The organism is Rubritalea sp. (genome assembly GCF_051252225.1).
GTDB lineage: Bacteria > Verrucomicrobiota > Verrucomicrobiia > Verrucomicrobiales > Akkermansiaceae > Rubritalea.
The window spans coordinates 54,001-78,484 of sequence record NZ_JBPOGE010000003.1 but is presented as its reverse complement, the minus strand read 5'-3'; the positions used below and the strand labels follow the sequence as shown (position 1 = coordinate 78,484).

The 24,484-nt window shown below is 50.4% G+C and carries 16 protein-coding genes and 1 tRNA gene; 7 read left to right on the top strand and 10 right to left on the bottom strand.

Annotated features, from left to right (window positions below):
- Nucleotides 1-173 precede the first annotated feature (173 nt).
- Both thiE and ACSHX2_RS04435 read left to right on the top strand, forming a co-directional pair.
- On the top strand, nucleotides 174-815 hold the full coding sequence (gene thiE, locus ACSHX2_RS04440; protein WP_435690981.1) for a thiamine phosphate synthase: 642 nt from the start codon (nucleotides 174-176) through the stop codon (nucleotides 813-815).
- Nucleotides 816-824: 9 nt separating this feature from the next.
- Nucleotides 825-1,748, top strand: coding sequence for a PfkB family carbohydrate kinase (locus tag ACSHX2_RS04435; protein WP_435690979.1), 924 nt, complete (start codon nucleotides 825-827; stop codon nucleotides 1,746-1,748).
- Nucleotides 1,749-1,967: 219 nt separating this feature from the next.
- Here the strand turns inward: ACSHX2_RS04435 and ACSHX2_RS04430 are convergent, their stop codons facing one another.
- Nucleotides 1,968-2,669, bottom strand: coding sequence for an esterase/lipase family protein (locus ACSHX2_RS04430; RefSeq protein WP_435690977.1), 702 nt, complete (start codon nucleotides 2,667-2,669; stop codon nucleotides 1,968-1,970).
- 31 nt (nucleotides 2,670-2,700) lie between these two features.
- Nucleotides 2,701-4,923, bottom strand: a complete 2,223-nt coding sequence (gene priA, locus ACSHX2_RS04425) for a replication restart helicase PriA (RefSeq protein WP_435690975.1) — start codon at nucleotides 4,921-4,923, stop codon at nucleotides 2,701-2,703.
- Nucleotides 4,924-5,155: 232 nt separating this feature from the next.
- Here priA and ACSHX2_RS04420 point away from each other — a divergent pair, with 232 nt between their 5' ends.
- The 3 genes from ACSHX2_RS04420 to ACSHX2_RS04410 all read left to right on the top strand — a co-directional run bounded on the left by ACSHX2_RS04420 (nucleotide 5,156) and on the right by ACSHX2_RS04410 (nucleotide 8,719).
- The gene (locus ACSHX2_RS04420; protein WP_435690973.1) at nucleotides 5,156-5,935 is read left to right on the top strand and encodes a hypothetical protein; all 780 of its coding nucleotides are present in this window, start codon (nucleotides 5,156-5,158) and stop codon (nucleotides 5,933-5,935) included.
- 165 nt (nucleotides 5,936-6,100) lie between these two features.
- On the top strand, nucleotides 6,101-6,616 hold the full coding sequence (locus ACSHX2_RS04415; RefSeq protein WP_435690971.1) for an RNA polymerase sigma factor: 516 nt from the start codon (nucleotides 6,101-6,103) through the stop codon (nucleotides 6,614-6,616).
- Nucleotides 6,617-6,628: 12 nt separating this feature from the next.
- Nucleotides 6,629-8,719, top strand: coding sequence for a vWA domain-containing protein (locus tag ACSHX2_RS04410; RefSeq protein WP_435690969.1), 2,091 nt, complete (start codon nucleotides 6,629-6,631; stop codon nucleotides 8,717-8,719).
- A gap of 60 nt (nucleotides 8,720-8,779) precedes the next feature.
- Here ACSHX2_RS04410 and ACSHX2_RS04405 read toward each other — a convergent pair whose 3' ends face one another.
- The 4 genes from ACSHX2_RS04405 to ACSHX2_RS04390 form a co-directional block, all read right to left on the bottom strand.
- The gene (locus ACSHX2_RS04405) at nucleotides 8,780-10,882 is read right to left on the bottom strand and encodes a prolyl oligopeptidase family serine peptidase (protein ID WP_435690967.1); all 2,103 of its coding nucleotides are present in this window, start codon (nucleotides 10,880-10,882) and stop codon (nucleotides 8,780-8,782) included.
- A gap of 101 nt (nucleotides 10,883-10,983) precedes the next feature.
- Nucleotides 10,984-12,174 carry an RsmB/NOP family class I SAM-dependent RNA methyltransferase gene (locus ACSHX2_RS04400; RefSeq protein ID WP_435690965.1) on the bottom strand — a complete coding sequence of 397 codons (1,191 nt, stop codon included), beginning with the start codon at nucleotides 12,172-12,174 and terminating at the stop codon, nucleotides 10,984-10,986.
- Between the two features lie 41 nt (nucleotides 12,175-12,215).
- A complete protein-coding gene (dusB, locus tag ACSHX2_RS04395; RefSeq protein ID WP_435690963.1) occupies nucleotides 12,216-13,220 on the bottom strand; it encodes a tRNA dihydrouridine synthase DusB in 1,005 nt (334 codons plus the stop codon).
- Between the two features lie 37 nt (nucleotides 13,221-13,257).
- Nucleotides 13,258-13,956 (bottom strand): zinc ribbon domain-containing protein, encoded by a 699-nt coding sequence (locus ACSHX2_RS04390; protein ID WP_435690961.1) that lies wholly within the window; start codon nucleotides 13,954-13,956, stop codon nucleotides 13,258-13,260.
- Between the two features lie 127 nt (nucleotides 13,957-14,083).
- Here ACSHX2_RS04390 and ACSHX2_RS04385 point away from each other — a divergent pair, with 127 nt between their 5' ends.
- Complete coding sequence (locus ACSHX2_RS04385; RefSeq protein WP_435690959.1) at nucleotides 14,084-15,655, top strand: hypothetical protein; 1,572 nt, start codon at nucleotides 14,084-14,086, stop codon at nucleotides 15,653-15,655.
- Nucleotides 15,656-15,706: 51 nt separating this feature from the next.
- Nucleotides 15,707-15,793 (top strand) — tRNA-Leu (locus ACSHX2_RS04380).
- Nucleotides 15,794-15,909: 116 nt separating this feature from the next.
- On the opposite strand, the gene ACSHX2_RS04375 is transcribed toward ACSHX2_RS04380, so the two are convergent.
- From ACSHX2_RS04375 to ACSHX2_RS04360, 4 genes are read right to left on the bottom strand one after another with little or no spacing between them, the layout of a single operon-like run.
- Nucleotides 15,910-19,371 carry an AAA family ATPase gene (locus ACSHX2_RS04375; RefSeq protein WP_435690958.1) on the bottom strand — a complete coding sequence of 1,154 codons (3,462 nt, stop codon included), beginning with the start codon at nucleotides 19,369-19,371 and terminating at the stop codon, nucleotides 15,910-15,912.
- A gap of 30 nt (nucleotides 19,372-19,401) precedes the next feature.
- Nucleotides 19,402-20,646: a metallophosphoesterase family protein gene (locus tag ACSHX2_RS04370; protein WP_435690956.1), complete on the bottom strand. Its 1,245-nt coding sequence runs from the start codon at nucleotides 20,644-20,646 to the stop codon at nucleotides 19,402-19,404.
- A gap of 43 nt (nucleotides 20,647-20,689) precedes the next feature.
- A complete protein-coding gene (locus ACSHX2_RS04365; protein ID WP_435690954.1) occupies nucleotides 20,690-22,465 on the bottom strand; it encodes a GTPase in 1,776 nt (591 codons plus the stop codon).
- Nucleotides 22,462-24,447 (bottom strand): hypothetical protein, encoded by a 1,986-nt coding sequence (locus ACSHX2_RS04360; protein WP_435690952.1) that lies wholly within the window; start codon nucleotides 24,445-24,447, stop codon nucleotides 22,462-22,464. The genes ACSHX2_RS04365 and ACSHX2_RS04360 overlap by 4 nt, the downstream gene beginning before the upstream one ends.
- Nucleotides 24,448-24,484 lie beyond the last annotated feature (37 nt).

The window sequence follows — 24,484 nt, the reverse complement described above, 5'->3', positions numbered from 1 at the left end:
TGCGTGGTGGTAAGAATCTGAGCCTCATCTTGCAAGTAAGAAAGAGCGTGCAGCAAAGGAAATTCCTATGCTTGGGGTTTCCCGTCTTGGGTATATATTCAATTAGTCTTGAATTGCTGCACCGAATCTTTAGATCCGTTGCTTATAAATAAAGGCTTCACGGACTATTACTTATGAGATCTAAACTAAATAAGGCACTACTCTACGGGATTGTAGACATGGGCTACACTAAGGCTGAAAATGTAGAGGAAACAACGCGCGCCTTGATCGAGGGTGGAGCTGGAATCATTCAGTTGAGGGCCAAAGGTTCTGAGCTTCCTGAAATCGAGCGGCTGGCTAGACTGGTTCTGCCTATCTGTCAGGCTGCTGGTATTCCATTTATTGTGAATGATTTCCCTGAAACAGCGAAAAAGGTGGGAGCTGACGGTGTGCATATCGGTCAGGACGATGGCACACTAGAGCAAGTCCGCGCGATCGTAGGTGAGGAAATGATTGTTGGGCGCTCAACACATGCACAAGACCAGGCTGAGGATGCGTTGTTAGATGGTTTTGACTACATTGGCTTTGGCCCGCTTTTCCCGACTCCCACGAAAAAGGGGCGCCCAGGAATTGGCGTTGAGAATGTGAGAGCGGTACAGGGCACGATCGGTACACGCATTCCGGTGTTTTGCATTGGTGGTATCAGACGTGATAATTTAGCGGATGTTATTGCGACAGGAGCTCGACGCGTAGTGATCGTGTCAGACCTACTTGGCGCTGAGGATATTTCAGCTGCAGCTAAGTCTGTGGTTGATCAGCTAGAGAAAGCCGAATAACACACTTTCATGAGTAAAAAATCAGTCATCGTGGGCGGCACAGTCGCAATCGACAATGTGAAAACGCCAACAGCCGAGGGCAAAAACCTTCTGGGTGGTTCAGCTGCTTACGCGTCATTAGCCACTTCTTACTATCACGACTCAGTGAATCTTGTGGGGATTATTGGTCATGACTATCCACAGGAGCATCTTGACATGCTTGCATCCCATGGTGTGAATTTAGCCGGCGTAGAGCGCTCAGAAGATGCATCGTTTACCTGGACTGGTGAGTATATGGCCAACATGAATGACCGTGAAACGCATGCTGTGGCTCTCAATGTTTTAGAAGGCTGGAAGGTAAATGTCCCAGCTGAGATTGCCCAGAGTGAAGTCGTGGTTCTCGCGAATATGTCCCCAGAGAATCAGCTGGAGATGTTAGATGGCTGCATGGCTGAAACTCGTTATGTGATAGCAGACACAATGGATCTGTGGATCGCGATTGCGAATGAGAAACTGCATGAGGTTCTTCAAAGAATTGATCTATTAGTGATCAATGAATCTGAAGCACGCGAGTTCGCGCAGACGTCTAATTTGATAGTCGCTGGCGAGCGCTTGTTAGAGAAAGGGCCAGAGCATGTGATTATTAAGCTAGGTGAATTCGGCGCACTATTGTTTGCAAAAGACGGTTCACTCTTCCGTTGCCCAGCTTGGCCACTGAAAGAGGTGGCTGATCCTACAGGAGCGGGCGATTCCTTCCTCGGCGGGATGGCTGGATATCTAGCTAACTTAGAGAATGAGAGCTATGCTTTTGACGATCTACGCCAAGCAATGGTCCGTGGCACAGTGGCTGCGAGTTTTACCTGTGAGGCATTTTCTACACAGCGCCTCCAGTCAGCGACTCGTGCAGATCTTGATGCTCGCATGGCTAAGCTGAAAGAGATTTCTACTTGGTAAGCTGTTAGGTGAGCTTCTCGGGATCAAATTCGGTCGGCGAATTTGGCCCTGAGGCTCTCTGACTCTATCGGGTAGGTTTCCAGTAAGGTCCTAGTATAGCCAACACTTATGGGAGAGCGTGGATTGAGGTTATAATTGCCATAAAGCTTAGCTAAACAAGCGCGGCTGGAGTTGTGGTGCTACGTCTTATTCAGCCTTCTGAAATTTCCTAGTACGAAATCAGCGCGAAAAGTGACCTAGCTTAAGGAAATGCACGGTTTCATAAATCACTTTGTTGTTCTTCATGATGTAAGGATGGGTAACATGGAAAACCCTGTGTTCCTTGACACCCAGGAACATCGTTCTAGTGACAGAGACCTTTCCGTCGTCTTTCCCGGGGATTATCAGGCTGTTAATCCAGTTTATCGAACGATCACCGGTGATTACGCCGCATTCAAAGGTGATTTTGCCAAGCCGGTTCGGTGTTGAGTCCGCTTCAGTTGTTAGTTCGCTCCCCGCAGGCCCATTAAGCTTCTTAACAATCTTCCATGATCCAATTTTATCGATGACCTCACTACCCTGATTTGGCGGCGCCAACATGACTACCCGGCCAAGTCGTGGTTCCTTGTGTTCACTGAAATAACTCCGCACCAAAATCCCACCTAAAGAATGCGTTACAAAGTGAATTCGGGCGCATCCCTTCATCTCGTCGCTAGCTATTGCGGAACCGATTGCATTGTTAGCTAGCTCATTGATTGGTGCTGTGCGTGAGAAATACCCTACGTTTAAGACGGAGTATCCTGATTCGGTAAGCGCCCTCTCCATCTTCGACATGCTTGCCGATGTTCGGCATAGCCCATGCAGAAGAATCACGCCTTCTTTAGCGCAGACATTAGTTGCATGTAAGACCAGAGAAAGAACCAGCAGGAATAGACTTCTCATTTTTCAGTAGAATAAGTGATTAAGTAGCATTTTAAAAGAACCCTAGAGCGTCCATGTCGAAGATGATGGTGACATCATCTGGTGGGGGAGTAGCAGCTAAGACACGTTGGACATGCTGGTGGAGGGCGCGTGCTGATGTCGATTTTAGCATGAGCTGGTAGCGGAATTGCCCGTGCGCTCGTGTTAGAGGTGAGGGCATGGGTTCTCCTAGTTCTAGCTGAGCTGGAAGATCTTTTTGCAGTCGCTTGTGGAGGTTTTCGAGAGTGAATTCTGCTCGTCTCTCGTGGGTGGAGCGGGTGCCTAAGAGTGCGCAGTGAGAGAAGGGTGGATAGAGGAATTGGTTGCGGAACTGGAGTTCTTGTTCGGCATAGCCATCGAAGTCGTGGTGACGCGCGAACTGAATACTCGGGCTATGCGGGGTGAAAGTCTGAACGATAACTTCACCTTCTAACTCACCGCGTCCAGCACGCCCAGCGACCTGAGTGAGTAGCTGGAACGTGCGCTCGCCAGCACGGAAGTCAGGCACGTGGAGGCCGAGATCGGCATTAAGAATACCTACGAGAGTCACGTTAGGAAAATGGAGCCCCTTGGCGATCATCTGGGTGCCGATTATGATGTCGATCTTGTGCGCTTTAAATTTATTGAGGGTGTCGCGCAGTGCGTTCTTGCGGCGCATGGTGTCGGCGTCGATCCTCGCCATCCGAGCCTTTGGGAAAACTTTCTGAATGACTTCTTCGACTTTTTGAGTGCCGAAACCTTGGAAGCGAATGGCGTCATCTCCGCAACTTGGGCATTTTTTAGGCGGGAGTGATTGGTAGCCGCACATGTGGCAGACGAGTCTCTCATCAGTGCGGTGGTAGGTGAGGGGGATGGCGCAATGTTGGCATTCACAGACGTGGCCACAGGGTGGGCACTGGAGTGAGCGAGCGAATCCGCGTCGGTTAAGAAATAGGATAATCTGTTCCCCTTGCTCTAGCTTTTTCTCCATAGAAACTCGGAGACGGTCAGAGAGGATAGCGATACGGCCTTTTTGCTTTTGAGCTTCGAGCCGCATATCGAGGACACGCATGATAGGCATGGCTTGGGAGTCTGCTCGGTGAGTGAGTCGGATCAATTCGTACTTACCAGACTGGGTGTTGTGGAAGGACTCTAGTGAGGGCGTCGCTGAGCCTAACACTATCACTGCTTTTTCGAAATGTGCTCGGAGGACAGCGATGTCTCTGCCGTGGTAGCGCGGGCTGGTTTCTTGCTTGTAGGTGTTTTCGTGTTCCTCATCGACGATGATGATACCCAGCTCTTTTAGCGGGGCAAAAACAGCTGATCTGGCGCCGATGACGATACGCGCTTCACCATTGCGGATTCGGTGCCATTCATCGAAGCGTTCGCCTTGTGAGAGGTGGGAGTGAAGAACCGCGACTTGGTCTTGCTGGGTGGCAAAGCGCGACTTGAAGCGTTGAACAGTTTGAGGCGTCAGCGAAATTTCAGGAACGAGGACGAGAGCGCTTTTTCCTTGGTCGAGAGCGTGCTGAACCGCCTGTAAGTAGACTTCGGTTTTACCCGAACCGGTCACCCCGTGCAGGAGAATGGGTTTTGGTATGCCGTTTTCAGAGCATACAGGGTGGATGGTTTGCTCAAGGGCTACGGCTTGCTCAGGGTTGAGCTTGAGTGGTTTGCTTTCAAGAAATTCTTGGTCTTCATCTGGGTCACGTCTCACGGCTTCTTCGGTGAGTTTTATGTGGCCTTTTTTCTCTAGTGATTTGACTGCGGCGCTTATTGAACCTCCGCCAAGATCCTTGAGAGACATTTTGCCGGCATTGGCTTCTAACAGCTTGATGATGATGTGTTGCTTGGGGGCGCGTTTGGCAATTTTCTCTAACTCCTCTGAGGTAGGCATCGTCGTAAGCTCGACGACCTTTTTTGTTTTTTCGCTGTGCGTGTCTTGTCTGACGGATTCTGGGAGCAAGGCGCGCATGACTTGCTCAAGTGGAGCGACATAGTAGTTCGCTATCCATTTTCCGAGTTTCATCAAGTTGGCGGTGATGAGTGGCTCAGGGTCGATGAGGGAGGAGATCGGGCGGAGTGTGAAATTAGTCTGCGGAGGAGGGCCGATATCGAGTACGGTTCCAGTGGAGTCGCGATTACGTAGGGGGATCCTTACACGGCAGCCAGTGACGACAGGCATGTCAGTCGGGATCATGTAATCGAAAACGAGCTCGGATGGACCGTCGATGAGGACTCTAGCGGATTGCTGCACTGGGGGAGTGTGGAGTGTGAAGCGGTGAGTGTTAAGTGTTTTGTGGAGGAGAATGAATAGGACACGATGTATTCTAAATGCTCTTTGCTCCAATGGCGGAATTTTGGCCTTCTTCTGGCGGAGAATAGCATTGCTATCTGTGAGGAGTTTCGTTTGTGTTGGGATAACGATCCTCCACAAAATAATTATGAAATATACTCTCAATTGGAAGAAAGGCACAATCGCGCTGACATTGTTAGCTTCTCCGTTTGCTCATGGTGAGCAGGATTATTTTGGTAAAGATAAAGAGCCTACGGGGTTAATTGGAAATTTATATGACCTAAAAAGTGATGCAGAACGAGAGCCTACAGATGTTGTAGGCAAGAATGGTGGCGTAGATGCCAAAGAGTTTTACGAGGCCTTTGCGAAGCTGATCAAAAAAGGGTTTAGTGAAAAAGACTTAGAAGAGTATTACATGGGTGATGAGCAATGTAATTTTGAGTACATGGCGATCCGCTCCGCAGCGGCTGACAAGGTGCCAGAAGCTTTTGGATCTTCATACATTGAGCCTAAAGGGGTGATTGTTCTCTATGAAGGGGTGATTGGAAAAGCGCCCAAAAAGGAATTTAGGTTTGCAGGTTTTTTTGATGATGCCGTGGCAGTGTTGGTGAATGGTGACTTGGTTTTTTATAATGCGTACCAAGATTTCAACCGACTCAAACCTGAGGAACGATCTAAAGCATTTAAAGAAACTGGCTCGATAGCAACGGATGCTTATGGGAAGTACATCACGCTTAAAGAAGGTGATAAAATCCAAATCGCATTTGCGGAGGTTCCTGGTGGAGGCATTTTAGGCGCACTAAAAGTTCAACTGAAAACCTTCAATTATGATGAAGATCAGTACGATGACCCTATCTTACACCCATTTGTCGCTAGAAAAGTTGATAAAGATTTAGAAGAGGAACTTGCGAGCACGAGAGTAAAATTTGAACAGAAGCGTGTTCCGGAATTTATTTTTAAGAAGGGAGAATAGTCTGCTCGCTTGAGCGTCACTTTCAGTTTCGTTGAAGCATTATCCACTGCCTGCACTGTAATGAGTGCGGGCATTTTTGTGTCTAAGTAGATTTTTTTTCAAATCGATGTCACAAAATGGATCGCTGGGGCCAATAGCTCATGAAAGACTATGGAAGCTCTAGTAATGACAAATCAAAATAAAAGGGAGGCCTTTGCGGATCTGGCGCGCGAGCACCATCGCGAGCTGCTGGTGTACGCGAGGTCGTTGACGCGTGAGACTCATCAAAGCAGAGACATTGTACAGGACTCCTTGGTGACGGCTTGGGAGAATCAAGATCGCTTCGATGTGACGCGAGACTTTGGTTCCTGGCTGCGTGGGATTATACGTAACAAATGGCGAGAGACGATGCGCCGAAACAAGAAACAGGTGGCGATCGAGGATGGTGTGCTCGAGTCAATGGAGGCCGAGATGCTGACTTGGCAAGAGCTGAGACAGGACGGCGGCCCTGGAGTTTTCGTGAAGCTCGAGACTTGTATTAAAAAGCTTCCAACCGCGCTGCTAGGCGCTGTGGAGAGTTTTTATTATGAAGGATGTAGCACGGAGGAGGCTGCAGAAAAATTAGAGGTAGGTGGCGCAACAGTGAGAAAACGACTCGAGAGAGCACGCGAAGCATTACGCCAGTGTTTGGAACAAAACTAGGAAGGTAGAACAATGGAAAAAAATCAATTAGTAGACGAGTTGCTCAAAGAGCACTCAAAGAATGGAACGAGAGATGATGAGGCATTTCTTAAAGAGTTAGAGGACAGAATCGAAGCGAAAGAAAAAGTGGTCGAAATGGCTCCGAAACGCCAAAGCGCGGGAACTCGCTGGGCGCTAGGTACTGGCGTGGCTGCTTGTTTAGCTCTAGGTATAGGAGCGAGTTTCTTCTGGGAGACTGAGGAGAAGGACATCGTGGCGAAGCATGAGGTGGAGCTGAAAGTGTATGCAGTAGATGAGCCATCCTCGGCGTATTCAAGGAAGCGTCCAGAACCTCAGATTAAGGATGAGGTTTTGCATGTTCCTAGAACTCCTTCTCCATCTTCGAGTCGAATTTCAAGTTTGAAAGCAGATAGTAGCAAAGGTCATATATCGATCCCTGAAGTTGAGCTTGAGTCTAGAGACATGGCTTTTGGGGAGGTCATGGATTTTGGTGGCCGCTCCGGAGATGATGGGTATGGAGCTCTGGCGGGGCAACCCGCTTCAATGCCGAGCCAAGCGAAGAAAGCTAAGAGTGCGAGTAGCTCTTTCTTTGGGTTGGCAGCACCTACTTTAGGGGGGGCGCCGACTCCATCTGTGCCACTAGGCCGTGGCTATGTAGCAGCAAAGAATAGTGAGAACTACGGAGGCTTAACCGACAACACATGGAAGGCTCCATTGGATGAGCGTTCATCGCTTTCGACTTTTGCGGTCGATGTCGATACGGCGAGCTATGCAAATATGCGTCGAATGATTAATCACGGTCAGGTGATTCCCGCAGACTCTGTAAGGCTGGAAGAGATGATCAACTACTTCGATTACCAATACGCTCAGCCGCAGGGGAAACATCCTTTTGCTGTGCAGATGGATTCAATGGCTGCACCATGGGAGCCGAAGCATCGACTGGTTCAAGTGGGAATTCAGGGCAAGGATATCGTGCGCACTGAGCGCCCAGCTGCGAACTTGGTCTTCTTGTTAGATGTTTCTGGGTCGATGAGTAGTGATGACAAATTACCGCTTCTGAAGAAGAGTATGCAGTACTTGTTAGAGGAGCTGGATGAAAACGACTCTGTGAGTATTGTAGTTTATGCTGGGGCATCTGGCTTGGCGCTTCCTGCTACGAAAGTGGATGACATTGGTCGTCAGACTATTTTGCAGAAGATGGATAGCCTCAGTGCTGGCGGTTCTACGGCTGGTGGTGCTGGTATTCAGCTCGCCTATAAGGTGGCGAAGGAACAATTCAAGGAAGGTGGAGTGAATCGTATCATTCTCGCCACGGACGGGGACTTCAATGTGGGTGTTTCTGATAATGCTGCGCTGACTGAGATGGTGAAAGAAAAGGCGAAGAATGGAACCTACATTTCGGTCTTAGGATTTGGTCAGGGTAACATCAATGATGCCATGCTCGAGTCGATCACTAACAATGGTAACGGAAACTATAGTTATATCGATTCGATCAAGGAGGGTCGTAAGGTGCTGTTAGAAGATATGATGGGAACAATGGTGACCATCGCTAAGGACGTGAAAGTGCAGGTGCAGATGAACCCTGCGAAGGTGAAAGCGTATCGCTTGATTGGCTATGCTAACCGCATGTTGCCACCAGAGGCATTTCTGGATAAGAAGGTGGATGCTGGTGAGATCGGCGCGGGCCATACTGTTACGGCGCTGTATGAAATCATTCCAGCTGACGGCACCCCATTCGGTGAGCAAGTCGATGGATCACGTTACTTCGAGACTCAGAAGAAAGAGGCTGGCGCGAAGGTGAAGGACAGCGATGAGCTTTGCTTTGTAAAGCTCGCTTATAAGAAGCCTGAGCAAAAGGTAGATGATGAGAGTACCTATTTCTCTGTGCCATTTATCGATGGGAAAACTGATGTGACTACGGATATGCAGTTTGCCGCTTCGGTCGCGCTGTTTGGAATGCAACTGCGTGACAGTGAGTATAAGGGCGTAGGGGACGTAGAAATGGTGATAGACCTAGCGAAAAAAGGCAAAGGAGTTGATGGCAAGGGCCTACGCTCTGAGTTCATCCAGTTGGTGGAGAAGTATCAAGAGAGAGAACAGTAATACTTTGTGTGTTTGATCAGGTCAGCCCCGAGAGGGGCTGGCCTGTTTCTTTTGGGTGACTCATTCCTCATGGAACTGGACTTCGAAATCGAGTTCTTTAGAAAGGAAGGAAAACTTATCTGCGGCTTCCTCAATACGCTTCGAAGTGGGGGTGCCTGCGCCGTGACCCGATTTAGTTTCAATGCGGATGAGCATGGGGTTCTGGCCTGCGTTTGCCGCTTGAAGTGCTGCAGCAAACTTGAAGGAATGTGAGGGGACTACGCGGTCATCGTGATCGGATGTGGTGATCATAGTTGCTGGGTAGCTAGTTCCCATTTTTAGATTGTGGTAGGGCGAGTAGGCTCTGAGAGTTTCGAATTCTTCTAGATCCTCTGGTGACCCATACTCAGCAGTCCAGGCCCAACCGATGGTGAACTTGTGGAAGCGAAGCATATCCATCACTCCGACTGCTGGAAGACAGGCTCCGAATAAATCAGGGCGCTGTGCCATGCAGGCTCCAACCAGAAGCCCACCATTGGAACCGCCGGCAATCGCTAGTTTGTTAGAGGATGTGTATTTTTCGGATATGAGGTACTCTGCCGCTGCTATAAAGTCATCGAAAACATTTTGTTTGTTGAGTTTCATTCCCGCTTGATGCCAGTCTTCTCCGTATTCTCCACCACCGCGGAGGTTAGGCATGGCGTAGACACCACCCATGTCGAGCCACGTCATAGTCGCTGGTGAATACATAGGAGTGAGCGAGACATTAAACCCTCCATAGGCATAGAGGTAAGTAGGGTTTTTGCTGTTGAGGGTGATGCCTTTGCGGTGGACGATGAACATGGGGATTTTAGTCCCATCCTTAGATGTGAAAAAGACCTGCTTGGTTACGTAGTTTTTAGAGTCGAAGGAGCTACTAGGCTTCTTAAAGATAGTGGAAGTGTTCTTAAGAATATCGTAGTGGAAAATGGTGCCAGGTTCCGTGAACGAGGTGAATGCGTAGAAGGTTTCAGTGTCGCTGGGTTGTCCCCAGAAACCACCAGCGGAACCGAGCCCAGGAAGGAAAATTTGACCTAGGCTTGTGCCGTCAGTTTGATAACGACGGACTTCACTGTGGGCGTCCTTCATGAAGCTTGCGATAAAGATGCCGCCTACATGAGAAACTGATGAGAGGGTGGACTCGCTTTCAGGGATGATAGTTTTCCAGTGTTTGCGCTTAGGTTTTTCAAGGTCGATGGCGATCACTTTTTTACACGGAGCATCTAGGTCGGTCTCGAGGTAGAGAGTTTTTCCGATATTGGAGATGTATTGGTAGGATGCATCGAAGTCCGGTAGGAGCTCGACTACTGGGGCGTCTTTCTGTGTGAGGTCTTTGTAGAAGAGTCCATTCTTACTGTCGGTGCCTTGGCTGACATTGATGATGAGGTAGCGACCGTCGTCGGTGACAGATGCGTAGAGTCCCCAGAGTGGATTGTCTGGGCGCTCATAGATAAGTGTGTCTTCTGACTGGGGAGAGCCTAGACGGTGGTAGTAGATTTTTTTGTCGGTATTCTTCGCTGTAAATTTATCATTCTCTTTTGGTTGAGCGTAGCGTCCGTAGTAAAAGCCCTTGCCATCCTTAGACCAGGAAGCACCTGAGAATTTTGACCACTTGAGGTTGTCTGTTAGGTCTTTTCCAGTTTCGACATTTCGGACTTTCCACTCGATCCAGTCTGAGCCTGATTTTGAAATGGAATAGGCGAGATGCTTGGCTTCTGGTGAGACTGAGTAATTCTTGAGCGCGACAGTTCCGTCTTCTGAAAGTCTGTTAGGGTCGAGCAAAACGGTGGCTGCACTCTCTAACGACTTTGTGGTGTAGAGGACGGATTGATTCTGAAGTCCGTCGTTTTTGGAAAAGAAATAACGACCACCTTTTCGGTAGGGAATACCGTAGCGTTCATAGTTCCATAGCTTTGTGAGATGGTCTGAGATCTCCGAGTGGTTAGGAATGGTCTTGAGGTAGTCTTCCGTTAGCTGATTCTGAGCGGCGACCCATGTTTTCGTTTCTTTGGAGTTCAGGTCTTCTAGCCAACGGTAGGGATCAGCAATTTCTTTGCCGTGGATTGTTTCTACTACGTTGCCCGGACTTGAGTCTGGGTAAGTGATTTTAGAAACTGCAAAAACAGAATCTGCGAAAAGGCTCATGGGTATGAGAGTTAGAGCCGTGAGGAAAGTGCGAACCATACTTGGAAGTTAGGCTCGATTCGTGCAGCTGACGAATAATTCTTTTCACTCCCGAACGCAGACTAAGGGTTCGGCAATTTCTCTAAAACAGCAGCGTAAAATCCATCGTAGCCACTTGCTGCGGGTGAGACTGGACTCTCTTCGACTAGCTTAAAGGTTTCTTTGCTGAGGAAACTGTCGACATTCCCTCGATTTTCGGAGGGCAGGATGGAGCAGGTAGCATAGACTAAACGACCACCAGGCTTGAGCATTGTCGAGTAGGACTCGAGGCATTCTAACTGAATAGATCTGATTCGTTTGATCGTCTCTGGCTTGATTCTCCACTTGAGGTCGGGCTGACGTTTCAAGGTGCCAAGTCCGGAGCAAGGTGCGTCGATAAGAAGCCTGTCTGCTGTTTCGTGAAATTGTCCAATCGTGTTATTGCCAATGAGGTGAGTCTGAATCGAGCGCAAGGCCTTTGCGCGTTTTGCGCGGCGCTCGAGCTCGTGGAGTTTCTTGGGAACGATATCCATGGAGATGATACGTCCTTGGCCGTGCATCAAGGCTGCGAGGTGGAGTGATTTCCCTCCGGCTCCAGCACAGGTGTCGATGACACAGTCTTTTCGCTTCGGCGCGAGTAGAGGAGCGATCATTTGCGAACCGGCATCTTGGATTTCTACACGACCATCCATGCGCAATGATTTGGGGAGAGTCTTGCCTAGGTTGAGTACGAGTGTGTCGGGAAGGCCACTGACCTCATGCGCTGGGATATGATAGCTATCGAGCCATTGGATGACCTCGCTGCGCGTCGCTCTCAGGGTGTTGACCCGGAGGTAGACTCGAGCGCGCTGATTGAGTGCTGCGAGTTCGGCGTCCCATGCGTCCCCGAGTTCTTCTGCGCCAAGTGTGTCGAGCCAGTCCGGAATGGACTCGCGGATGGCACGAGGTTGGGAGGCGAGTTCGGATTCGCTGGCCTTGATCGTGTCTGCGCTGGCGCCGTCATGGGACCACCATTCAGGGAGTTCGTACCCCATGCGTGTCCACTGGGCGGCACAGAGAGCTTCGGTGGTCTCGCTTTGAGCCAAGAAGCCTAAGGCTCTCCGCCAGCGGACGACTTCAAAGACGGTTTCTGCTATGAAATTACGGTCACGCTTGCCCCATTTAGGATTTGCTTCAAACGCTTTCGCTAGGCTGTGATCGAGTACTTTATGCTCGTAGAAAACAGCGTGGATGATGTCGGCGGCAGCGATGGCCAAGAGGCGGTGCATTCTCATGTCGAGGTCTGGCGGTACGGTGGACTAGAAACAATGCTGGGCTATTCAGCGACGACATTGTCATATCTACCAGCGAGGTGGTTGGCTGCGATGTCTTCGAGTTCGGTGACTGAGACAACTTGGCAGAGTTTTTGGCGCAGAGCTTTGGCGCCGGAGAACCCTTTACAATAGGCCATAAGGCGCGAGCGCATGGCCATGATAGTGTGTTTTTCCTCACCGCCATAGCGGTCGGATTGCGTAGCGAGCGTGCAGTGACGGATGATGAGCAGCCAGCGTTCTTCGATGGTGATTGGAGGAAGGTGCTCGCCAGTTTCGAGATAGTGCTTAGCCTCGCGGAATATCCATGGGTTCTGCATGGCGGCACGGCCGATCATGAGTCCAGAGACTGCGGTGGAGTTCTTACGCTTTTCTATGTCTTCACCACAGGTGATATCGCCATTTCCAATGATTGGCACACTCACTGAGCGGGCACATTCATCGATGATATTCCAGTTCGCTTCGCCTCGGTACCCTTGGGAACGGGTACGACCGTGAATAGCGATCTGCTGCATGCCACAGTCGACGAGAGTTTCGCAGACTTCGGTCGCATTGATGCTTTTCTCATCCCAGCCGACGCGAATTTTCGCGGTGACAGGGACTTGGTCGCCCACGGCTTTAGCTACTCCGCTTGCCACGGATGCTAACAACGGACAATCCTTGAGTAAGGACGATCCGCCATTTTTAGAAACTACCTTACTAACTGGGCAGCCGAAGTTTATGTCGATGAAGTCTGGTTGCTTCCAGTCGATGATTTTCTTAGCAGCCTCGCCCATGCGTTCGCCATCGGCGCCGAAGAGCTGGACGCCGACTGGGCGCTGGCCTTCGTGAAACTCTGTGTACTTACGAGTACGGTCATCACGACGGATAATGCCCTCGGCGGAGACAAACTCCGTGACCATAACATCGGCACCGAGCTCCTTACAGATAGTGCGGAAAGTCACGTCTGTCACGCCTGCCATAGGAGCTAGGAAGAGAGGGAATTTGTCGTTATCGAACCAAGGAAGCACGCTGATCTAATGTTAGGTTGTGAGTTATGGGCGGTGATTAAGAGTAAAGAATGCGACCACAGTTTTCACATTGAGCCACTGCATTTTCTGCCTGCACGTTCACCACGGTAGAAGCCGTGACTTTCATGTGGCAGCCTCCGCACTGGGAGCCTTTGAGTGGGGATACAGGATCATGCCCTTTACTCTTGAGAAGGCGGTCGTAGAGCGCGATGAGTCCCTCGTCAACCTTTTGAACTAACTCAGCGCGTTCGGCTAGGAGTTCATCGAGTCGTTGTTGGCTTTGTGTACCTTTTGCTTCGAGGTCTATGATGTCTTGGTCGACAATTTTTTGAGTTTCACCGAGAGCTGAAACGGTTTTGGCGTGGGTAGCTTTAAGTGCATCGGCCTTTTCCATGAGTTCGAGCTCTTGGGTTTCGAGCTCGTCTACCATTTCTTCATAACGGATGCCTTCTTCGCCTAGCTTCGTGTATTCCTCATTTTTCTTAGTCTCAAATTGCTGGACCTTAAGGCGTGAAATAGTGTTGCGGCGAGTCGCGATATCGAGTTCGAGGTTCTTGATAGCGACTTCATTTTCTTGAGCTGCTTTCTTTGCGTTGGCGACAGCTTGCTTGTCAGAGCTTAGCTTTTCTTCAGCACGCGCTTTATCGCGGGGGATCTTTGCGAGTTCTTGCTGGAGGGCATTTATTTTTTGGTCGCGATCTTGGACGATGAGTAATGACTCTACTTCAGGTAGCATGGCTAAGAAGTAGCGGTGATAGCGGATGAGCGCAAGTGCATCTAGTGTCTGCTGAGAGATATTTTGCGACTAGCCAATCTAACATTCCTTGTATAGCGTAGCGTCAAGAACCCCGTACTTTTACTGAATGAGCGAAATTAAGATCGAGTGCCCAGAATGTAGACAAAGCTTTGACGTTACAGATGAGCTTATGGGAGAGCCCGTGGAATGCGGAAACTGCCAACACCATTTTAAGATTTCCACAGAAAACCAAGCTAAAGTGGTGCGTGATTATTTTCCAGGTGAGAAAGCGCATAATCTGGAGGTCTTTCAGCGTAAAACTCCTGAGGCCTTAGCTTCAGCTCCGGTGGAATTCCAGGCTGCAGATTACGCTCAGTTTTCTGACCCTAATACTGTGCTACCAGTCGGACCCATGCGCTTGATCTGTATTTTTGGTGGGATCTTAGGGATGGGCTTGGTCATTCTCCTTTTTGTTTTAGGTAGTGGCCAGGGAGGTATTCTGACAGATGTGCCGGATGGCAAACGTTGGTTTTTAGTGGGCTTTACCGCCTTGATCGGGAGTTTGTTAGTGCTTTATGGTTTTGTGAAATACCGTATCTTAGGAGTGGTTCTCACCTTGCTTTTTGTGGGTGGCTTAGTGGCGATGCCTATCGTGTATCCTGAGCGGCTGACTCCGGTAGCTTCTAGCTTCAATCCTGATGAAATGGATTTGGAAGTGCATGTGGATTTACCGGGTGAAGATGTGATGCGTTTTAAAAGTGACTTAGGTTATACCACTGTGGAAACGCAAATTAAAGAAGCGGAGCATCCTGAGCGAGTGATCGCATTTGCTCTAAAGCGCGCGAAGCCTGTGCATTTAGAAACGATTAAGAAATATCTAGCCCAGTCGCTGATCACTGCGGAGATACCCCGAGTCTATGAAGGGCGGAGAATTAAAGAAGAGCCCGCGACGCTGCTGATCTATAATAATGCTCGGATTCCGATCGATGAAGCTGCCACATTTGCTAAGAAATTCGCCGATAGCCTACAGGTGCGTGAAGATCTTCAGCTGATAGAAATTGATGTCAACGTGGATTCCTTAACCACGACGGATGCCAAAGAAATTACTGACGAAAATCATCCGAACTACCATGCGAAGAACTTAGTGGAGCTGCGAAGCATCGACCCGACCCGCCAGGCGGCAGCGATTCAGCGCCTTGGTAATACTAATAATATAAAGCTGCGTAGTGATATCGTGACCCAGTTGATTGTGCTTCTCACTCATCAAAGTGGTGAGCAAAGGGCTGAGATCGTGGATACGCTCAGAACTTGGGCTATTCCTGATGATGGAGCCGATGAAGTAATCACGCAGCAAGCAAGAGAGCGGATGAAAGTGGGGATGAAGCTGCCGGAGAGTTACCTACAGTATTTAGTGGAACAGAACGTCGAAAGCATTGGTGATATTTTAGTGTATGCTTGGGCTGATGACGTGATCGTCTATGAAGAGTTGATGCTGACTGCTGGGGAAAGAGCGGAGGAAGGTCTTCTAAATGTGCTGTCAGAGCTGGATAATTACCAGTTAGAGTCCGCTGCTAGTATATTATCTAAAGTTGGCTCGCCAGTCTCCATCCCAGCACTATCAGAGGCTTATGAAAAGTCTAAGGGCGAGTTAAAAAAATCTCTGAAAGCTACCATTGACGAGATTCAATCTCGTAGATAGTCTCCGCCTCGCAGGTAGCAGACGGGCACTTTTAAAGCGCTCCGAAGCAAGGCCATCGTGGCGGAATTGGTAGACGCCGCAGACTTAAAATCTGCTGTCCTTCGGGGCGTACCGGTTCGAGTCCGGTCGATGGTACCACTGCAATATCAATGAATTACGCGACTCTTAGGAGTCGCGTTTTTTGTTGGGGGGGCTTGCCGTCCGAATAAAGCCCTTAAATTCCGAAGATGGGGGAGGGTTTTGAGCATGATTTGTTAGGAGGATAGGAGGTGTAGCTGGACTGTGGGTGTTGAGGTGGTGGCTAGGGTGTTGAGGTGGGCGTGGTGGGAGAATATGATGACTTGGGTCTTTTTGCTGAGTTCGGCGAGAACGGGGAGGAGGGCGCGGGTGCGGTCGTCGTCGAAGGTCATGAGGAGGTCGTCTAGGATGAGTGGAATGGGCGTGTGTTTGTCGAGGTGGAGGTCGATGGCTGCTAAGCGGAGAGCTAGGTAGAGCTGGTCACGGGTGCCTTCTGAGAGACCTGGAGTGTGGATTTCTTGGGAGGGGGTGCCATCAGTGGTGCTACGGAGTGCGACGAGGTGGTTTTTCCCTTTGTCATCTAACTGGGCGGCGACTCCGCTGTAGCGACCGCTTGTTAGGGCTCGGAAGTAGTGGCTGGTTTTTTCCATCATCGGTTGTTGCGATTGCTTGCGGTAGGCTTCGATTTGGTCACGGAGGAAGGTGATGGCGTACTGGAGCTTGATGAAGCGTTCTGTGTCGGTGACGATGGTGGCCAGAGCGTTTGCGGCGTCTTGTTTGTGAGAAGCTGCAGCGTCGGAGGCTTGTTGGAGATCTGAGAGTTGTTGTTTTAGGGTGTTGAGTTCTTTGAGAGCTAGGTCGCGTGTTTGTTGGAGTGGTTCCGCTTCGGCTCTGAGGCTGTTGAGTTCTTGTTGGAGTTGCTCGTGATCGAGGCCATCGAGCTCGGTGAAGAAGTGGTCGAGGTCTGTTTGCTGAGCGAGCGACTGGAGGGTGTCGCGCTGGGAGTCGAGGGCTTCATTGAATTTGATTTTCGCTTCGATGGCGAGGATGGCGGGTTCCATGGCATCGAGGTTTTGAACTTTGGCTTGTTGTTGGAAACCGAAGAGAGTGGATTCTATGTCTGCGAGCTGGAGTTCAAGTGCTGGGAGTTTCTCTTTCGCTGTGGCGATATTCGACTGAATTGTGGAGGCCTTCGTTTGTGATTGCTGTGCTCGTGCAATGTGTTGCTTGAGCAAGGGGAGAATCTTAGCTGCTTGCTCGGGTGCGTCTGGAAGGAGGAGCTGTGAAAGGTTTTGCGCTTGTGCGTGGAAGTGCTCGATCGCTTGGCTCTTGGTTTCGAGTTCTTTGCGCTTGGTGCGGAGTTCGATGTGTTTTTGCTGAGCTGAGTTGCGCTTTTCGATGAGGTCGAGTGCTTGCTCTGGCTGGATGCTGTTTGTTAGACCGGCATCGTCACAGAGTGTGAGCCAAGCGGCGTGGCTATCGGCGAGGGCGGTTTCGGCATTTTCTAACTTATCGGCAGCGAGTTTGCGCTTGAGCTTGGCTGAGGTGAGTGCTGTCTCTGCGGCCTCGCGTTTGCCTTGGCCGTGGGTGGCGGCTTTCAACTCAGACTTGAGAGTGGAGTAGAGTGTGCGGAATTTTGGTTCGTTGATCTGCAGGAATGCCTGCATCTGTGTGACGAGCTCTTGCTGGGTGGCGTTGTGCAGTTGGGATTTGTGCTGGAGCTCGTCGAATTTGTTGATGGCGCTGCAGAGTTCTAACCACTGGGAGCGCCATTGGATGAGATCGGTGGGTGATTGTGAGGGAACTGGGATGGCGGCGCAGCGGGTTTGCCAGGTGCTCGACCAAGTTGTTAGTTCGCTTTGCGCTTCTTGTTTGTAGCGCTCAGAGTTCTGCTTTTTGAGCGTGAGTGCTTCTATTTTAGAGCGATGAGCTTCGGCTTTTGCGATGTTTTCGGCATTGCTGTGAAGGGCGTCCGCGATGGTGTCTGCGAGAGTGATCGATTCGCTGAGCTGAGTGAATGCGGCTGGTTCTAGATTTTTACCGGCAGCGAGTGTGGTGCTGAGCTGGTTGAGCTGAGCGTCTCTGTCTTGGCGAGCGTGGGTGAGGTTGGTCTGGCTGTAGATCGCGGCTTGCGCCTTGAGTCGGTCGAGCTGGGCTTGTTCGGTTGCGAGTTCTTCCTCGTGGGATTCGATTTTCTGTTGGTGGGCGTCGCACTTTTCGCGAAGTTCGTTTTCGCGTTGTTGCTCGAGCTGGATGGACTCTGCGCTGGGGAGCGAAAGGGCAAGGATTGCGCTATCAGTTATTTCGAGATTGAGTCGGGCGCGGAGTGTTTCTAACAGTCGGCTGAGGCTGTGCGCTTCTGTTTCTCTTTCTTCTTGGTTAGAGATTTGGCCAGCGTGGGATTCGCAGAGCTGGATGAGGTCTTCTAGTTCTGAAGTGTCGCTGCTGTTAGAAAAACTCTGAAGGTCGTCTTGGTATTGGACAATGTTAGAGTCGATCTCCGCAAGCTCAGCGTGGGCGAGTTGGCTGAGGTGGTTTTGCTTGCTGAGCGCTTGGACGAGCTGTTTGAACTGGCTGTGATGGCTTTCAGAAATGGTGCTGAGCTCAGCGATTTTGTCGGGTGATGCGAGTTCGAGTTGCTCAGAGTAGAGCTGGAGTGTGGCTTCATGAGTTTCGATTTCGCGCTGGAGGTAATCGACGGTTTCGATGTTCGCAAGGTAGGTTTCAAAGCCATTGCTGAGAGACTCGACATCAGCTAGGTGCTGGAGGGCGTCGGTGCTGTTAGGAATCTGATCGAGCTCGGTTTGCTGGTCGGCGATGGATTGTTGTAAGATTTGCAACTCTCGGCTGAGGTTCTTTTTCTGAGCGAAGGTTTCGCGGAAACGTGGGATGAAGTCTGAGCTGAGGTCAGGAGCATCGATCTCGGAGAGTTGCTTGATGAGCTGCTGATACTTGCTGTAGCTGGGCAGGGCTTTGGTGAGATTGTTGAGTTTCTCTGTGCGGGAACGATTGTCGCTGAGTATGGTGTTCACTCGGTCGAATTCAGCTTCGGCGGCTTTGAGCTCTTTCTGTAAATTTTTCCAAGCGGACTCGACGGTGGCGGATTGTTTGGCAGCTTTTTCGCTTTCTTTGAACTGAGCGAGGGCGGGGAGGATAGTTTTCCCGACTTTGGCAGATCCTTTATAGAGAGCGTTCGCCTCTTCTTCTAATTTGGCGATGGCAGTTTCGACGGATTTTCCACCGAGGCTGGCAGAGAAAATCTGCATGCCAAAGTCTCCTTCTTCTGAGAGTAAGGCGTCTGCTCCTTCTCTGAGGGATTGGGTATCGAGCCCGAACATTCTATCGAAGAAGTCGGCTCCGACAGAACCGAGGAAGCTGTCTACGGAATTGTCATCGATGGAGTTTCCTAGAGTGTCTAACAGCGTGTTCTTGTTGCCCTTTTTTCGAAGAAAGCTGAGTTGCTGATCATGGTGGGAAATGGTGCCACCGAGGCGCAGCTTGGGATTGTCGTGGAGGAAGTTGTCCTTGGTCTGAGCTGGGATGCCGTAGAACATCTGGTGGATGCCTCGGAGCATGGAGCTTTTTCCGGCTTCGTTTGCACCATAGATGAGATGGATGTCGTGGGAGTTCTTCGTGAAATCGAGTTTGAAATCAGTGAAGGGACCGAAGGCGGGGATGTGAATGGAGTCGAATCTCACGGTGGGTGGAGGAGTAAGAAGTTAGGGAAATTATTGAGAAACGCTGGAAGAGAGGCTCTGGAGCACGATGGCGGTGACGTCTTCTTTGATTTCTTCTCGATTGCGCATGGCGAGGGTGTCGCTGAGTTCCTTGTCAGAAATGCTATTCAGCTTTCCTGCGAGCTCGCTGACGGCGGGTGGGACTTGTTCAGTATCGAAATGGTCGAGAGAATCTAACACGAGCTTGATGAGTTCGTCTCGCTCGGCGAGTGTGGCGGGATCGTAGGTGGGAGCTGTCTTGATGCGGAGGCGCTCGAACCAGATGAGCTCGTCATCGATTTCGGAGGCGATGTTGACGCATTCGGCTTGCCAGAGTGATTGCTCGGTGTGGAGCTGATCGTGTAAGGCGGTGGCACCGGTGAGGGTGAGACGAATGGCGAGGAGGCGTCCCTCGGCCTGGCTGAGCGCTTTTGAGAATCTCTCGGAAATGGATGTACGCAGTTGCTCGGAGTCCTCGAGCTGGCTGATGTCGATCACGAGTGTTTCCCAGCGGACGACATCGGTGTGGATAAAGGTGGTGGAGGCTACTGTGAGTTCATCGCTGACTTCCACGAGATAGCAACCGCGTTCGCCAGTTTCGCCGATGTGACGGCCTTGGGGATTTCCTGAATAGACGATGTAGGGTTCTTGGCGGAGGATGGCGTGGAGGTGAATGTGACCTAGCGCCCAGTAGTCATAGCCTTTTGTAAGGAGATCAGATTCGCTGCAGGGGGCATAGGGATCGTGGTCTGGATTTCCTGCTAGACTGGTGTGGAGCATGCCAATGTTGAACATGCCTTCGACCTTTGCTGGGTAGTTGGCTGCTAGATTGTCTTGGACATGCTGGGTGGCGAAGCCTTGACCGTGGATGGCGCAGGGGATGTTAGCAACTGTTAGGGTCTCGGCTTTTTTTGTGGAAAGGACGTGGACGTTAGAGGGTGGCTGGAGGCTCTTGCTGATTTTAGAGGCGGCATCGTGGTTGCCTGAAATGAGGTAGACAGGGATGTCGGCGTCTTGCAGGCGACGCATTTGTCGATTGAAGAAATGGCCGGTGTTGAAGTCTGGCCAATCGCCATCGTAGAGATCGCCAGCGATGAGGACGAAGTGGACAGAGCGTTCGATAGCTAGATCGACGATGTTGGTTAATGCCTTTCGCGTGGCTCCGCGGAGGAGTTCTTCAGGCGCACCTTCATGTTTGCTGAGGCCTCTTAGTGGGCTGTCGAGATGGATGTCTGCGGTGTGGATGAAAGAAAACATGGGGAAAGTGAGAAGTGAGAAGTGAGAAGTGAGAAGGACGCAGTTAGGCTTTATTTTTTAAGGCGTAGCATGTGTCGAGGAGGGTTCTGACGGCATTGCGCACTTCGTCGTCGGTGACGAGTCGGAGGGTGCGTTTGTCGATGGCGCTTTTGACCTCTTCTTTTGTTCCTTGAAGGATGTCGAGGGAGCAGCGGTTGATGCGTTTATTGGAGACGGTTAAGCCTTGGGTGATCAGAGCGATCAAAAAGACGGGGGCGAAGATGAGCACGACACTTGCGAAAATCATGCCAAAAGAGGGGGTGGGAAATTCTGTCCAATGGGCGTGTTGACCAGCCTGGATACTGTTATTCCACGCTTCGATAAAATCTTTATAGATCGAGTAAGTGGGGCCTGCTGCGAGACCGATCCAGAGGAATAAGGCGACTAGTCCGGTGAGGATGGACACTCTAGGAGCGGGGCTTTTTTCGGTCAGCACGGATTCATAGAGGGAGGAAATGCTGTTTTGCAGCTCGGTGATGCCTTCGACACGGGTGGCAATGTGGCGGTGGGAGAATTTATTGCGGCTTTCTGGAGGGAGTTTTCCTACGATAGAGCGCGCAAATGCGGTGTTCGCTTCGGCGAGTGCGGAGGTGGCGATTTCGGTGGCGCGGGTGGCGAGTTTGGTTTGTAGATCGTCACTCGGCTGCTTACGTGATTTGATGTTTTCTCTCGTTTGGACATAGGTCATGACGAGGGAGGGAACGCTGCCGAAGCTGCTGAATATGAGTTTGTCCCAAGCTCCTGCAGTGAATGAGAGGAGGCCGAGAAAGCTGCGGTAAGGGAAAAACAGAGTGGGGCAGTTTTTCGTCACAATCGCGAGCATGCGGGCGCGCACGCTGCTGTAGATTTGTTTATTGGAACCGATGAGCTGATTGGCGACTTCGAGAGTGATTTCTTCCTCTTTATTGATGAGGTGGAGGTAGTGTGGTTCTACATGTTCAAGGAGATCAGAAAGCTGCGCAGAGAGTTCTCTGACCCATTGTTCGAATCTTGTCTGAGCGAGTTGCTCCGGGCTGGACTTGGGATCTTCTAAAAGCGCTTTAAGGGCATCGATGACGAGGTCTCTAGCGATGGTTTCAGCTTCGGCAGAATCATTGATGCGTGGGATTCGGATGGGAGATTCGACAGTGGACGCGGGGCATGCACCTTGGATCCTTTGTTGAAAACGAATACAATCGGACTCGATGGTGGTCGGTTCTCTGTGGGCGAATTTGTCATCGACGATGACGGGCTGGATGTGCGCGCCTTCGCAGAGACGGATGTAGTGCAGGGCGGACTCGTCCTCGAGGCGCTCAATGGAGCTCACAAAGAGAATGGTGGATGCCATTCTGAGGGCGCGAACTGAGGCATTTCTAGCTCCTGCATCAGCGTCAGAATAGCCAGGGATGTCTACGATGCTGAACTCTGTCCCAAGATCATACATGGATGAACTTGGAATGCTGAGCGATTCTTCAGTGGCGTAGTCGAGTTCCTGCGGAACTTTAGAGCCAATCCACAGCGCTTTTAGAGTGGCATTGTTAGCACCAATTCCCGCGCGGATTTTAGCTGCTTCTGTGGGTGATTTGACCAAGAGGGAACACAGTGTCGATTTTCCTGCGTTTTTGTGTCCAAGGACAGCAATGATGGGGGAGCGTAGGCCTCTGTTATTGAGTATTTCCTTGATGTCGGATTTGGCAATGGAGCTCCGGCGCAGGAGTGACTCGCAGGTTTCAGATCTGCCGTAGAGCGTTTTTAGAGAGGCTTCGATCGATTCGATGCGCTGCGTGTAGTAGGTATTCATTTGAGGAGTTTATGAATTTGATCTGAAAGTTTTTTGCGCGCTGAAGCATCGATGGCGATGATAGGATCCTCGAGCACTTTGATGACTGGATTTCTTAGGTAAAGATCCTCTTCGTCCACGAATGTTAGCTTGAGTTGTTTGTTCTCTGGGAGTGAAAGTAAGAGAGCATCGCTGGCTCTTGGGATGCCGAGTCGGTCTTGGAGGAGTGCGAAGAGCCTAGAAAACTGTGGGCGGGCGACTTGTTCTTCAATAGCTTGGTTGATCGAGTGCGCTGTATGGACGCTAAAGGCGGCACTCACGAGGCTGCCGAGACCTGCAGCGGCGAGGATTTCCTTCACCGATGCAGCAAAGATAACGGTGGAGGTGCCGCCATCGAAGGGAACGATCATGACTGTGGCTAATGCGAGTAAAAGAGGAATAATGACAAGCGAAGCGAACTTCAGTCTTTGCCAGATGGTGATGGTTTTCCAAGTGTTTCTGAAGGCTTCATTAAAGTCTTCGTGGATGTCATCGCTGTGAATGATTTCTAGCTCACTGATGTCTGCAACGGAAGCGTCCCAGACCTTTGCCATCTCTGCTTCTAGAGTTTCCTGCGGCACCCATTCGCGGCCATTGATGTGCGCGTAAAAGCTGTGGGATGTGACTTCTTCTACACCGGCTTCGCTGAGCTTTTTCTTGGTTTTTTCAAGCTCCTGTTTGTTGGGAAAGAGGGTTGAAATATTTTTAATTGAGCCACTGATGAACTTGCCGATGTTCTTGAAATGTGTGAGAGCCTTTAGTTGGAACTTCAGCCACCAAGGAGCTGTCTCGATAAGGGAATGGTAGATTAAGTGCGTGAACTCTTGGGTATAAATCGGTTTGAGTCCTTCTTCAGGTTTGAGGAATTTTTTCTTAATGAAGCCTAGAATGGCGGCGCGTGCGCGGTTTGCCGTTTCTTCCTTTGTGGCGATGAACGCATCGATGCTGTCTAATGATGCGTCAAAGTTCGAGGTGATCTTGCCTTTGAGCATGCTCACTTGGTCCTTGAAAAGTTTCGCGGGCTTGAGCTGAGATTTTACTTCGCTGATGTCTGAGAATTGGTTTTTTTCCGAGTGGTATTCTACGCCTTGGGGATAGCCTGTGGCTGGTGGCGCTGCTACGCGTGGACTGATGAAGATACCATTGACTTGCTTGTCTACTTCGAGGTCTTGGAGGCGCTTGAGTACTTCAGAAAAGTAGGCCGAGCAACGATCGGTATGGACTTTAGTGATGATGCAATAGGTAGGTAGCTGCCAATTCCTAGTTCCCATGAGCTCGAAAAAGTCCGCAAGCTTGCTGTCCTCAAACTGCTCAACACTGGAGACGAGGAAAAATGCAGAGCACAAGTGGGAGGCTTTTTCTAAGATAGTTTTACGTACTTCAGAGGTCGCACTGTCACTGCTGAGATCGTGGCTGCGCTGGATGTCAGGGCAGTCAAGAAGAGCGATCTGATGCTCGTCTAAGCGCGAGTCAAAGGCTAGCAGTGGAACGTGGAAGCTCTCGTGGGAGGAATCGCGAGCATTGTACGACAGTGCTGCCTCGTCCACAGAACCAGAAAGGTATTCGGGGCTGGCTCCGAAGCCGTTTTTCAAAATGTGGTGGAGGAGCTCGAGTTTATCGGCATCGGATTTCCATGATTCAGGAACCCAGAGAACAAAGCGATGGGTGCCTTCGTTTTTTAAATCACCAATCAAAACGCGCTGCTGGCCAGCCGTAGAAAGGTGGTGGGCGACAAGAGTGGATTTCCCAGAATTCATCATGCCGCAAACGCCGATGATGGGAATGTGGGCGAAATTCTCACTATTCTCTATTGCGTTTAATTGCCTGTTGATGTCATCGAATTTTTCATGGTCGATTTCTTTTAAAATGGACATGAACGAGACAGGCATACTGCTCGAGCCAAGGATTTTACCGATGGCTTGTTCGTGTAACAATTGGGCAGATTGATTGGTTTTAGTGTCCATGCGTATTAGGGGTTCTCTGTATGGATGAGAACGATGC

Bases quoted from the DNA above. Each gene is read 5' to 3' on its own strand.
- thiE (WP_435690981.1), top strand. From the start codon at position 174: ATGAGATCTAAACTAAATAAGGCACTACTCTACGGGATTGTAGACATG.
- ACSHX2_RS04435 (WP_435690979.1), top strand. From the start codon at position 825: ATGAGTAAAAAATCAGTCATCGTGGGCGGCACAGTCGCAATCGACAAT.
- ACSHX2_RS04430 (WP_435690977.1), bottom strand. From the start codon at position 2,669: ATGAGAAGTCTATTCCTGCTGGTTCTTTCTCTGGTCTTACATGCAACT.
- ACSHX2_RS04415 (WP_435690971.1), top strand. From the start codon at position 6,101: ATGACAAATCAAAATAAAAGGGAGGCCTTTGCGGATCTGGCGCGCGAG.
- ACSHX2_RS04410 (WP_435690969.1), top strand. From the start codon at position 6,629: ATGGAAAAAAATCAATTAGTAGACGAGTTGCTCAAAGAGCACTCAAAG.
- ACSHX2_RS04405 (WP_435690967.1), bottom strand. From the start codon at position 10,882: ATGAGCCTTTTCGCAGATTCTGTTTTTGCAGTTTCTAAAATCACTTAC.
- ACSHX2_RS04400 (WP_435690965.1), bottom strand. From the start codon at position 12,174: ATGAGAATGCACCGCCTCTTGGCCATCGCTGCCGCCGACATCATCCAC.
- ACSHX2_RS04390 (WP_435690961.1), bottom strand. From the start codon at position 13,956: ATGCTACCTGAAGTAGAGTCATTACTCATCGTCCAAGATCGCGACCAA.
- ACSHX2_RS04385 (WP_435690959.1), top strand. From the start codon at position 14,084: ATGAGCGAAATTAAGATCGAGTGCCCAGAATGTAGACAAAGCTTTGAC.
- ACSHX2_RS04370 (WP_435690956.1), bottom strand. From the start codon at position 20,646: ATGTTTTCTTTCATCCACACCGCAGACATCCATCTCGACAGCCCACTA.
- ACSHX2_RS04365 (WP_435690954.1), bottom strand. From the start codon at position 22,465: ATGAATACCTACTACACGCAGCGCATCGAATCGATCGAAGCCTCTCTA.
- ACSHX2_RS04360 (WP_435690952.1), bottom strand. From the start codon at position 24,447: ATGGACACTAAAACCAATCAATCTGCCCAATTGTTACACGAACAAGCC.